This window comes from Xanthomonas cissicola, from assembly GCF_008801575.1.
GTDB classification, from domain to species: Bacteria; Pseudomonadota; Gammaproteobacteria; order Xanthomonadales; family Xanthomonadaceae; genus Xanthomonas; species Xanthomonas cissicola.
Genome location: NZ_VZPL01000029.1, coordinates 50265 through 61479 on the forward strand (window position 1 = coordinate 50265; position 11215 = coordinate 61479).

The 11215-nt window shown below is 65.4% G+C and carries 8 protein-coding genes and 3 pseudogenes; 3 read left to right on the forward strand and 8 right to left on the reverse strand.

Annotated elements, in window-relative coordinates; genetic code table 11:
- The first annotated feature begins 6 nt into the window (after positions 1-6).
- Both F7R02_RS13730 and F7R02_RS13735 read left to right on the forward strand, forming a co-directional pair.
- Complete coding sequence (locus tag F7R02_RS13730) at positions 7-747, forward strand: WecB/TagA/CpsF family glycosyltransferase (RefSeq protein ID WP_208789122.1); 741 nt, start codon at positions 7-9, stop codon at positions 745-747.
- Positions 744-2012 carry an O-antigen ligase family protein gene (locus F7R02_RS13735; protein ID WP_078589088.1) on the forward strand — a complete coding sequence of 423 codons (1269 nt, stop codon included), beginning with the start codon at positions 744-746 and terminating at the stop codon, positions 2010-2012. Before F7R02_RS13730 ends, F7R02_RS13735 begins: the two co-directional genes overlap by 4 nt.
- 88 nt (positions 2013-2100) lie before the next feature.
- Here the strand turns inward: F7R02_RS13735 and wecB are convergent, their stop codons facing one another.
- From wecB to F7R02_RS13765, 5 genes are all read right to left on the reverse strand, one after another.
- Complete coding sequence (wecB, locus tag F7R02_RS13740) at positions 2101-3219, reverse strand: non-hydrolyzing UDP-N-acetylglucosamine 2-epimerase (protein ID WP_078589090.1); 1119 nt, start codon at positions 3217-3219, stop codon at positions 2101-2103.
- 19 nt (positions 3220-3238) lie between these two features.
- Entirely contained in the window at positions 3239-4648 is a 1410-nt protein-coding gene (locus F7R02_RS13745; protein WP_005932958.1) for an undecaprenyl-phosphate glucose phosphotransferase, read from the reverse strand.
- Between the two features lie 66 nt (positions 4649-4714).
- Positions 4715-5887, reverse strand: a complete 1173-nt coding sequence (locus F7R02_RS13750) for a glycosyltransferase (protein WP_276526724.1) — start codon at positions 5885-5887, stop codon at positions 4715-4717.
- Complete coding sequence (locus F7R02_RS13755) at positions 5884-7026, reverse strand: glycosyltransferase family 4 protein (protein ID WP_078589094.1); 1143 nt, start codon at positions 7024-7026, stop codon at positions 5884-5886. Before F7R02_RS13755 ends, F7R02_RS13750 begins: the two co-directional genes overlap by 4 nt.
- 642 nt (positions 7027-7668) lie before the next feature.
- Positions 7669-8544 (reverse strand): LysR family transcriptional regulator, encoded by an 876-nt coding sequence (locus F7R02_RS13765; protein ID WP_033484808.1) that lies wholly within the window; start codon positions 8542-8544, stop codon positions 7669-7671.
- A 171-nt stretch (positions 8545-8715) separates the two neighbouring features.
- On the opposite strand from F7R02_RS13765, the gene F7R02_RS13770 reads away from it, so the two are divergent.
- Positions 8716-9585 (forward strand): SDR family oxidoreductase, encoded by an 870-nt coding sequence (locus F7R02_RS13770; RefSeq protein WP_078589096.1) that lies wholly within the window; start codon positions 8716-8718, stop codon positions 9583-9585.
- 80 nt (positions 9586-9665) lie between these two features.
- Here F7R02_RS13770 and F7R02_RS13775 read toward each other — a convergent pair.
- From F7R02_RS13775 to F7R02_RS13780, 3 pseudogenes are all read right to left on the reverse strand, one after another.
- Positions 9666-10622: pseudogene (locus F7R02_RS13775) on the reverse strand (penicillin acylase family protein); the annotation flags it as partial.
- Between the two features lie 46 nt (positions 10623-10668).
- Positions 10669-10941 (reverse strand): annotated as a pseudogene (locus tag F7R02_RS27540) (penicillin acylase family protein); the annotation flags it as partial.
- Between the two features lie 156 nt (positions 10942-11097).
- Positions 11098-11215, reverse strand: a pseudogene (locus F7R02_RS13780) (IS5-like element ISCARN85 family transposase); the annotation flags it as partial.

Below are 11215 nucleotides of genomic sequence, written 5' to 3' on the forward strand. Positions count from 1 at the left end.
TGTCCGTTGGACCTCCTCCCCCCCGATCAGATTCTCTTGCGTGCGCAGCACGCCGCCGAGGGCGGCGCGCCGATCCGGGTGGAGGGCTTGAACGTCGCCAAACTGATCGATGCGCGCGCCCAGCTGCCGCTGCGCCAGGCGCTGGAACAGGCCGAAGTGGTGCACATCGATGGCGCCGGCATCAGCCTGGGCGTGCGTTGGTTCGGAGTGGACGTGCCGCCGCGCAGGGCCGGCATCGACCTGATGCAGGACATGTGCGGCCAGGCCGCCCGCAGCGGTGCAGGGGTCTATCTGCTCGGTGCGCGCCCGGCGGTGGTCGCGGCCGCGGCAGAACGCCTGTGCACGCACTGGCCCGGTCTGCACATTGCCGGCATGCGCGATGGCTATTTCAGCGACGCCGAGGAGGACGCGGTGATCGCGGCAATTCGCCAGTCGGGTGCACGCTATCTCTTCATCGGCATCAGTTCGCCGAAGAAGGAACTGCTGCTGGAGAAACACTGGCAAACCCTGGGCGTGCCGGTGGCGATGGGCGTGGGCGGTTCGTTCGATGTGCTGTCGGGCATGCTGCCGCGTGCGCCGCGGCTGATGCAGCGCTGTGGGATGGAGTGGCTGTTTCGGCTGGCGCTGGAACCGCGCCGGCTGGCCTGGCGCTATCTGCGCACCAATGCGGCGTATCTGCTGCTGTTGCTGCGCGCCCGCCTCAGCCGACGCTACCGCGCGCAGGCGCTGACGACCTGGCCCACATGACCGCTGGCGCGCCTGCGCGCCAGCCTGCGCAGACCGGGCTGGTGGCCGTGTGCCTGGGCCTCTACCTGCTGTTCTGTCTGCAGCAAGTGGTGTTGACCGGCCGCTACTTCGGGGTCGGTCTGTCGCTAGGATCGATGGCCATCCGTGGCGTTGCGCTTGGCCTGAGTGCATGGGCGTTATGGCGGCACGGCGTTCCGGCATGCCTGCGCTGGCCATTGCTGTCGATCCTGCTGTGTATGACTGCGCTGGCAGCGTCGGTGCTGGCGTCCGACCACTCGGCCTTGGCATTCAAGTACGCCGTGCGTTATGCCACTGCCTTGCTGTGGCTATGGGCCTTGTTGAATCTGGCGGTGGCGTGGCCGCAGTGGCCGCGCGCGGCGGCGCTGGCGGCGTTGATCGCGGTGTGGATCAATCTTGCGTTGGGTATGGCGGTACGGCTGCAGTGGCCGCCGGCATTGGAGTGGTCGTTGGCCTTCCATGCGCAGGGCAGCTTCAAGTACCTGCCTCGGGTGTCGGGCATGTACGACCATCCCGCATTGCTGGCCGCAACTGCCGTCATCGTCGGGTTGCTCACGATCCAGTTGTATCAGCGGCACGCGGTCGGGCGCGCGCAACTGGCGGCGGCCGTGCTGGCTGCAATCGGCGCGCTGGCGCTGAGTGAAGTACGTAACCCGTTGCTGCCGGTGGCCGGGTTGATCCTCTGGTGGGCGTGGTCGCGCCGCGCTGGCGAACGTCCTCGCCGCCGCACGGTCTGGGCCGCCGCGCTCGGCCTGCTGGCCGTTGCTGGCTTCGTGCTTTGGCAGCGCTACGCGGAGATGACCAGCGCAGTGCACGAAAGCCCGCTGGCCGCATTCTCGTTGGGGCGCACCTACCTGTGGTCCGGCGCGATCGAGGCATGGCGCAGCCACCCCTGGTTCGGGCTCGGCGCCGGTGTCTTCCAGTTTCTGGTGCCCGATTACACCGGCGGTCGCTTCGATCGCGGCGAGCTGCACGCACACAACGGCCTGCTGGCGGTGTTGTCGGAAACCGGGCTGTGCGGGCTGCTCGCCTGCGTGTGCCTGCTTTGGGTGCTCTGGGCGCCGTTGCTGCGCAACCCTGCCGAACATGGCTGGGCGCTGATCTGGCTGCTGTTCCTACTGGGCTTGAACGTGTTCGATTTCTATCCGCTGTTCTATCCCTTTTCCCTGCATGCGGCCCTGGCGGTGGCGCTGCTGTACGCCCACCACGTTGAGCTCAACGGCGCACCGGAATCCGGGATGTCATGAGGCCGACCCAGCGCTCGGCTCTGCGTCGCGTCTAGAACCAGCCATGCCATCGCGCGCCTGCGCGCTGAGACCCTTCGCTGCGCGCCGCCTACGCGTGCTGCAGGCGCGGACGCGACGCGCTGGGGTGTTCGTCCCGCGCCAGGAGCGTGTCCAGGATGCAGCGAAACGCATGGCCATCGCCAAAGGGATTGCGCCATGCCACCGAACGCGCCAGCAGGCGATCGGCGGCACTCCGCAGGGCGTCCTGTTCCAGGCCGTGGGGGAGTTCCGCCCCGCCGATCTGCAGGGTCTCCGGCCGCTCGGTGTTGGTGCGCAGCACCAGGCATTTGCGCTGCAGGATGCAGGCTTCTTCCTGGATGCCGCCACTGTCGGTCATGATCAAGGCCGCGCCTTGCTGGAGCGCCAGCATGTCCAGGTAACCGACCGGACCGATCGCCCGCAGCACGCGATGCCGCGCGGCCGCCACGCTCCCCAGCGCATCCAGGCGCGGGTGCATCGGAAAGACCAGCGGCAACCCCTGATCCTCGGAGATCGAGGTGACGGCCTGCATCAGCGCCGCGAAATGCGCGGGATCTTCGGTATTTGAACGGCGATGGCAGGTAAGCAAGTGATAGCCGCCTTCGCGCAGGCCAAGCCGTTGCAGGATGGTCGAGCGGCGCAGTGCGGTCTGGGCATGCGCCAGGGTCGCGTCGGCGACAGTGTTGCCAGTGATGCGGATGCGGGCGCCGGTCAGGCCTTCATCGCGCAGGATCTGCGCCTGCAGTGCGGTGGGACAGAACAGGTAGTCGGACAGGTGATCGATCAGCACGCGATTGACTTCTTCAGGCATGCTGCGGTCGCGGCTGCGCAGGCCCGCCTCGACATGGGCAACGGCGATCTCCAGCTTGCTGGCGGCCATGGCGCCTGCCAAGGCGCTATTGGTGTCGCCCTGCACCACCACCACATCCGGCTGCAACGTCGCAAGCACCGGCTCGATGCCGCACAACATGCGTCCGATCTGCACGCCATGCGGCGCCGAACCCACGCCGAGATTGTAATCGGCCGGGGGCAGACCCAACTCGTCGAAGAACACCCGGTCCATCGCCTCGTCGTAATGCTGATTGGTATGGACGATCGAAAAGTTCAATCCATCGCGCAGACTGGCCGCGATCAGCGATGCCAGCTTGATGATTTCCGGGCGGGTACCGAGGACATAAGTGATGTGCATGGGACTTCCGGATCCGAGTTCAGTAGGCGTCGCGGTCGAACAGCACGATCACGCAGGTCTGCGCGATGATGCTCATATCCAGCCAAAGCGACCAATGCTGGATGTAAGCGAGATCGTGTTGAACGCGGCTGCGCATCTTTTCCAGCGTATCGGTCTCGCCGCGCAGGCCATTGACCTGCGCCCAGCCGGTGATGCCCGGCTTGACCCGCTGGCGTTGCAGGTAGTTCGGCACCAATTCCTGATATTGAGCGTTGTGCGCCAGCGCATGCGGGCGCGGCCCGACGATGGCCATGTGCCCCTGAAGCACGTTGAGGAATTGCGGCAATTCGTCCAGGCTGGTGCGTCGCAGGAAGGCGCCGAAGCGCGTGACCCGTTGATCCCCGCGGCTGGTCTGCGGCGCGGCGGTCGCCGCATCGTGGACCTGCATGCTGCGGAACTTCCACAATTCGAACGGGCGGCCATCCCAACCCTGCCGTATCTGCCGGAACAATACCGGTCCAGGGCCGGAGAGCTTGACGCCCGCGGCCAGGGCCAGCATGAGCGGTGCGCTCGCTAGCACGATGGCGCAAGCCAGCACACGCTCGGTCGCCTCCTTCAGCACGCGCGACAGGCCCGTCAGCGGGCGCACCGACAATGCCACCATCGGCAGGCCGGTCATCTCCTCCAGGCAGGACTCCCCCGGGCGAAATGCGAACAGGTCCGGAATCCAGCAGGCGTCCACGCAGCAGGCATCCAGTTGCGCGATGCTGGAGCGAAGTTGGGCCTCTTCGCGCATCGGCCATGTCACCCACACTTCGCCGACGTGCCGAGCTTCCAGCCAGCAGGACAGCCCGGCCGTGCCACCAAGCGCCAGTTCGGATGGCACCTGCACTAGTTCGACCCCCGCACATGGGTGCTGCTGGACGCTTGCCACCAACGCGTCGCTGCGTTCGGGTGGCCCGAGTAGCGCGATGCGCCGGCGCCCGATATCGTGTCGATGCAGCCAGGCAAGCGCCCCCTTCATTGCAGACCGCACGCAGAGCAGACCGGCACCGCCGCATCCAGCCCAGTACAGAAACCACAGCCGCGAGAATCCCGCACCGGTTGCGCTCAGAAAGCCGATCGACATCAACACGCTCAGCACGATTGCCCACCCGGTCAACACGCGCCCGGCCACCATCGTCGCTGCCAGGTGCGGCCGTTGCCGGTAGAGCGAGAGGCGCCCGAACACCAGTAGCGTAAGTGCTGCGGCGGCGAGCAGCGCGTAGGCATAGCGGGGCGCCTCCGGCCACGCAGGTCGACCGACCCGCATGGCATAGGCAAGCAAGCCGCTGCCGACCACGACGCCCATGTCGGCGATCTTCGCCAGAGCGGCAACCGACCCAAGCAGATCGCCGGAGCGCCTGGGCGCGATGGCGACACGCGGCAGCAGTGGATCGAGCGCGCTCATTCGTCGACCGCAGCGCGGAGGTGGACCGGCACGCCTGCGAATGGGTCGATCAGCATCCCTCTCCCTTCATCCCTGCTTTTCTCCAAGAGTGGCAGCTCCGCCAGCGGCACTGTGCACTTGGCGATACAGCGCGGCGTAGGAACGCACCATCGCTGCGCCGGTGAAGTACTGCCGATAACGGCGCAACGCCTCCTGCCCCAATGCGTTGGCCACCTGCGGATGGTTCCATAGATAACGCATTGCATCGCATAAGGCCACCGGATCTGCCGGTGCCACCACCAGGCCGGTCTGTCCCGCCACGTTCACAAAGCTGGTCCCGGTGCCGATTTCACACGAGATCATGGGTTTGGCATGCATCGCCGCCTCCAGCAACGTAATGCCGAACGCTTCCGAGCGCAGATGCGATGGAAACACCAGCCCATCGCACAGCGACAGCAAGGCATGCTTATCGGCATCGTCCAGCACGCCCAAAAAGTGCACGTGGCTCAGGCCGAGCTGCCGCGCCTGCTGGCGCAAGCGCGCGCCCTCTGGTCCGTCACCAACGATGGCCACCGGGATCTGCGTCTCGCGGACGGCCTGCAGCAGATACTGCAGACCCTTGTAATAGCGCAGGACACCGACGAATAGGAAAAACCGCGGGCCCAATCGGGTGCGCCAGGCCCGTGCGCGCTCGGCATCCGGCGTGTAGTGACTGGAAGGATCCAGTCCGATCGGTATCACGCTTAACTTGGTTTGAAAGTTGGCCAGGACCGGACTGGTGGCGCGGTAATTCGGCGATGTCGCGACGATATGCTCGACGCGCTCGAGAAAGCGCTGTTGCAGCGGTCGATACAGGCGCAGCCAACGACGTTGCCGCACGATGTCGGAGTGATACGTCAGCACCGACGGCGTTCGAGCTGCGCCTGCCAGGTGCAACACATCCATGAACGGCCACGGAAAATGATAATGGATCAGATCGAAGCGGCGGGCCAGGGCTGCGAACTGGCGCAGCAAGCGAAGCGACACCGGCATCGACGCCACTTCGAAGTCGCGTCGAAAGCGATGCAGCGTATAAGGCCCCTGTATGCTGATGCCCGCCAGACGCCCATCGGCGCAGAGGGTCACCACCTCGCTCTCCACAGCATGCTGATGCGACTGAGTGGCAAGCGTGCGCACCACTTGTTCGGTGCCGCCCATGGTCTCCGGCAAGCTGGTCTTGTAGACCTGCAGCACCCGTAGCGGCGAGGAGGTAAGACTCAAGCGGCCAACACGTCGCGGTACGCGTCAGCCGTCGCCACAGCGCAACGCTGCCAACTGAACTGCGCTGCGCGCTGCAAGCCTGTCTGACGCGCGGCCTCACGCCAGTCCGAATCGTCGATGCCTCGTGCCAGCGCCAGAGTCAACGCACTGACGTCGGCAGGATCGAACAGCATTGCCGCATCGGCGGCCACTTCCGGTAATGACGACGCCGATGCGCAAATCACCGGCGTACCGCTCGCCATGGCCTCCAGCACCGGCAGGCCGAATCCTTCGTAAAACGAGGGAAACACGAACAGGCGGGCACCGGCCACCAACGCAGGCAGGCCGTCTTGTGGGACGTAGCCAAGATAGCGCAGCCAACCGGCCTGTTCTGCACTACGCATGCGCGCATGCAATGCCTCGCTGGACCAGCCGCTGTGGCCAGCGATCACCAACGGGTAGCGTGCACGCACTGCGGCGGGCAAGGCTGCATACGCCGTCAACAGAACATCGATGTTCTTCCGTGGTTCGATGGTACTCACGCACAGACAATACGCATCGGTCTGCAGGCCCAACGCCTGCAACGGCGCTGCCAGTTCGGCCGGGGTATGCGGCCGGAACGCAGCATCCGCCGCCAGCGGGATCGCACGAATGCGCTCCAGCGGCAAGGCAAAGTGCGCGGCGATCTCCCGCCGCGAAAAATCCGAGACGGTCAGGATCAATTGCGCGCGTTGCACCGCTAGTGCCAACTCCTTGCGCATGTAGCGCACCCGGTCGGCGCGGTGGCATTGCGGCCAGCGATAAATCGAAATGTCGTGGAAGGTCGCGACGCTGGGACCGTCATACGCAGGCAGGTAATAGTTGCAGCCATGAAACAGCGCCGGCCGCTGGCCGTGCAGGGCACGCGCCTTGGCCAGATTACTCAGGCGTCGATAGGCATCGGTCGCCACTTCGATACGCGAAAAACGATCGCGCATCCACGATGCCGCGGCCGAAGCCGGTCCGGGACTCGGTCGCTGCTGCAGCAGGCGTCGCCCATGCAGGTACTGCAACGACTCGATCTGCGGCAGTGCGGCCAAGTGCGCCGCCAGCTCCTGCGTATAACGTCCAACGCCGGTCAGCGGGTGCCGGATCGACTCGGTGGCAAGAATGATGTGCAAGGCGAGTGGCGGCGATCAGGGCCGGTGGCAGGCGTCAGCGCGGCTGCCCGGGGAGCGCTGTGGCATAGGCCATCTAGCGATACCTGGATATAACGACGGGCATCGGCCCATTCCATGCTCCTCGTAGCGACCAGCTCAGTCTACCCGCTGCCGGAGACCGCGGCGACCGAAGCGATCTCGGTGGCCACGCCGACGTCCATCCATGCAGGCTGCGCGGTATCTTCACCCAAGGAGCGCGTCGGTCATGGAAAAAATCCATCCGGCCGGCGCAGCGACCAACGTCAGGGCCGCGCGTGGAGCAATCCGCTGCATTGCACAACGGCGAGCCGGTCAACCTGCCGTCTGTGCTTATCGGCGCATGTTGGCGCGCTAGCTCACTCGGACATGCGTGCGGCTGCCGGACAACGCCGGCAGCCCGGTGGCCTTGTCCGTAGCCAGGCGATGCTGTCAGGCAGCTTGGCCGATCCGGCCCAGGGCGCCAGCGAAAACGGCAGTCATCAGCTCATCGTCGGGACGGGGCCGAACGATCGCGGCCCCGCAATGTATCGCGGCCACATAGTGGCAGACGGGCCTCGCTCCACATCCGTGCTGCCGCCTGGATTTGTCGACTTTTCATCAGCGATCGTAAGGATCGCTATCGCCCTACCCCTTCAACACCAGCGACATGTCCGGATAGCGGGCGCAGATGAAATCCACGAAGGCACGCACTTTCGGCGCTGCCAGGCGCCTGGAGGTATGCAATACCCACAACGCCGGCTCCACGCCGGAAATGGTGCCCCACTGCAGCAATTCTCCGCGTGCCAGCTGCTCCCACGCAATCGACTGCGGAATCAATGCGACGCCGCCACCGGCGATGACCGCATCGCGCACCATCAGGAACGAGGAAAACTGCATCCGCGGGACCGGCTCCAACGCCAGACACCCATCATCCAGCACCCAGGTGGTGGGCTGGAAACTCGACATCACCACGCCCGGTACCGGATGCACTGCATCACCCGACGGCATCGCAATAGACGGTGCGGCCACCACCACCAGCCGGTCCTTGGCGAAGCAGCGCCCGACCAGGCTGCTGTCCGGACGTGGGTTGATGCGGATGGCGACATCGAACTGTTCTTCCACCAGATCGACCGTGCGGTCCTCTGCCACCACCTCGAGCGTGATCTCGGGATAAGCCGCACAGAAGTCCGCGCCGATGCGTCCCATCGCCAGTTGCGAGAACAACACCGGGGACGCGACACGTAAGCGCCCTCGCGGTGTCGAAAGCCCCTCGCGTGCGGCCGTCATCGCCTCGGCCACTTCGCTCAGCGGCACTTCGGTGCGGGCCATCAACTGCTGCCCCGCCTCGGTGAGCTTGAGGCCGCGCGCGCTGCGCTCGACCAGGCGCACGCCCAGCTGCTCTTCAAGCTCGGTAATCCGCCGCGACAAGGTCGCCTTCGATCTGCCACTGGCGCGGCTGGCCTTTCCCAGCCCCTGGTTTGCAGCCACCAGCGCGAAATCGATCAGGGCATTGAGGTCCATGGTGTTCCACATCTGAAACGGGGCGTCTACATCCTGGCGTCTTCGTACTGATGGCGCAACGACATACCGTTGCCCTACCGCAACGAACCGACCATGCCGGCATCCGCATCACCCCACACGCCGGCGTCGGGCTGATCCGCCCATCCCTCCATCCACAGCAGGAGATTGACCATGAGCATTCTCGTCACCGGTGCCACCGGCACCGTCGGTTCCCTCGTCACCCAAGGCCTCGCCGACGCCGGCGCCCAGGTCAAGGCGCTGGTCCGCCAGCATGGCAAGCGCCCCTTCCCGGCAGGTGTCACCGAAGTGGTGGCAGACCTCACCGACGTTGCGTCGATGCGTGCCGCGCTGGCCTCGGTGCGCACCCTGCTCCTGTTGAATGCCGTCACTCCCGACGAAGTGACGCAGGCGCTGATCGCCTTGAATCTGGCCAAGGAAGCCGGCGTCGAGCGCATCGTGTACCTGTCGGTGATCCATGCCGACACGTACACCAACGTGCCGCACTTCACCGGCAAGCACACCGTCGAGCGCATGATCGAAAGCCTGGAAATTCCGGCCACGGTTCTGCGTCCTGCGTATTTCATGCAGAACGAAGGCATGGTGCAGCAGACGATCACCGACTACGACGTTTACCCGATGCCTATCGGCGCGCAGGGCATCGCAATGATCGATGCACGCGACATTGCTGATATTGCCGTGGTCGAGCTGCTGCGCCGCGACCGTGCCGACGGCCCGTTGCCGCGTGTCACGCTGGAACTGGTTGGCCCACGTGCGCTGACCGGCACAGACGTTGCCAAGGTCTGGAGCGCAGCACTTGGCCGCGAGATTGCGTACGCCGGCGATGACGTGGCGGCCTTCGAAGCACAGCTGGCGAAGTACGGTCCGTCCTGGCTGGCCTACGACATGCGCCTGATGATGGGCGGCATCCAGCGCTTCGGCATGCATGCAGCCGAGGGCACGGTAGCCAAATTGCAGGCCATCTTGGGCCGTCCGCTACGCACCTATGAAGACTTCGTGCGCGAGGCGACCGCGAAAGCGTGATTGCATGCGGTGCAGCAAGCGCGGAGACGTTTCGGTGCTTGCTGCGCAATGTGCGTTGCCTCGGGTCATTCGACGTTGCGCTACTGCGCCGGCACCAGGTCGAAGATCTGTTCGTTTGCCGCATCCACCGCAGCGCGCGTATACAGCAGCGGGAAATGGCTGCCGTTTAGCCAGAGCGGTGCGAGGTCGCGATAATGCGGGCTGGCCGGGTCGCCGGACTGGCCTGGGAAATTCATGGCGCGCGCGTTGTCCCAGTTGCTCAGGTCGATGATCAGGCGTGCGGACGGGCCGATGGTCTGGCGAAAGTCGGCAGGGTCGTAGCTGGATTGATTGGGCGTGTACGGGCTGCCGCCCTTGGCAAACGGGCCGACATCGAGCAAGGCGCAGCCGGCACCGGCCACCGCGCTCATCGCATGCGAGATCTTGTTGGTATGCAAGTTGCCCCACTACCACTGCCTGGTATCGGGGCCTTGCAGGGAGCCCAATGCCTGATACGCGTTGCGCAACGACTCCAGCAGCAGTTGGTCGCGGCGTGCGGCCGAAGTGGCGCCGAACGCCGCGCCGGGATGTTCCAGCGCATCCAGCATGGCCGCAGCATCCGGCGCGCCGAAGCTGGCGGCTTCCGATGGGCGCAATCGCAACGCCTTGTAGGCATCGCCGAGATAGCGACTGAACCAGACTTCCTCCAGCGTGGCTGCGGCAGATGCGGCGCTGACGTCGCCATTCCAGGGATGCAGCAACGCGAGCGCGGCGCTGGTGTCAGGGTCGTGCGACTGCAGCGGGTGCAGCAACGCGACCAGGCGCTGCGCGGGCAACGAGACCTGATCGTTCTGCAACTTTTCCGAATCCTCCAACGTTGGCTTGGGCAGCTGCGAAAGCACCTGGATGATGCGCGCATGGCGTGCGTCGTTGGCCCACTCGAAACCGAGTTTGCGCTGCGCAACCGGATCGTCGCGGGGCAGATTCATTTCGTTGGACGTGGTGATGAAGCCGGCTTTGGGATTCTCCGACCACGGCAATGCGGTGCTGATACAGAAACAGCCGCGCGGCACGATCCTGTGCCACATAGGTTGGCCCGAACGCTTCCGACAGGTGGCCCAGGCCTTTGCGACGCAGCAGATCCAGCTGAACCAAGCGGTCGCGCGCCACATTGAAGCCTTGCACGAAGAACGCGTCGTTGTCGGTCTTTGCATAGAGGTGCGCCACGCCCCAGCGGTCAATGCGGATCTGCGCCGGCTGCCCGAGACCTGCCACCGTCAGGGTGGCCTGGTTGGGTGCGGCCGCTGCACGCCCAGCTGTCGGCGCCAGCGCAGTGCGGGCGGCACCCAGCGCACACAGCAACGCAGGGAGGGTCATGCTGGCGATCGCCTGTGGTGGAACACATCAGCCTGCGCCCCTCGCAGTGCGGGGCGGCGCGCTGCCCGGAGGCGCTGGCATCGCAAGCCAATGCCTGTGCGCCAGCGTTGTGCAGCGTACCCCGGCGCGCAGACGAGCGCCGCCAACTAGGGCCTGTTAACACATCCGAAGCCCATCAACGACTAGGACGAAGCTGAGGAATCCAAGGAACATGACATCCAGCTTCTCGAAGCGCGAGAAAATCCGGCGGTAGCCTTTCAAGCGACGGAACAGT

Excerpts from the sequence above, each read along its gene's own strand:
- F7R02_RS13735 (WP_078589088.1), top strand. The coding sequence starts at position 744 with ATGACCGCTGGCGCGCCTGCGCGCCAGCCTGCGCAGACCGGGCTGGTG.
- wecB (WP_078589090.1), bottom strand. The coding sequence starts at position 3,219 with ATGCACATCACTTATGTCCTCGGTACCCGCCCGGAAATCATCAAGCTG.
- F7R02_RS13745 (WP_005932958.1), bottom strand. The coding sequence starts at position 4,648 with ATGAGCGCGCTCGATCCACTGCTGCCGCGTGTCGCCATCGCGCCCAGG.
- F7R02_RS13765 (WP_033484808.1), bottom strand. The coding sequence starts at position 8,544 with ATGGACCTCAATGCCCTGATCGATTTCGCGCTGGTGGCTGCAAACCAG.
- F7R02_RS13770 (WP_078589096.1), top strand. The coding sequence starts at position 8,716 with ATGAGCATTCTCGTCACCGGTGCCACCGGCACCGTCGGTTCCCTCGTC.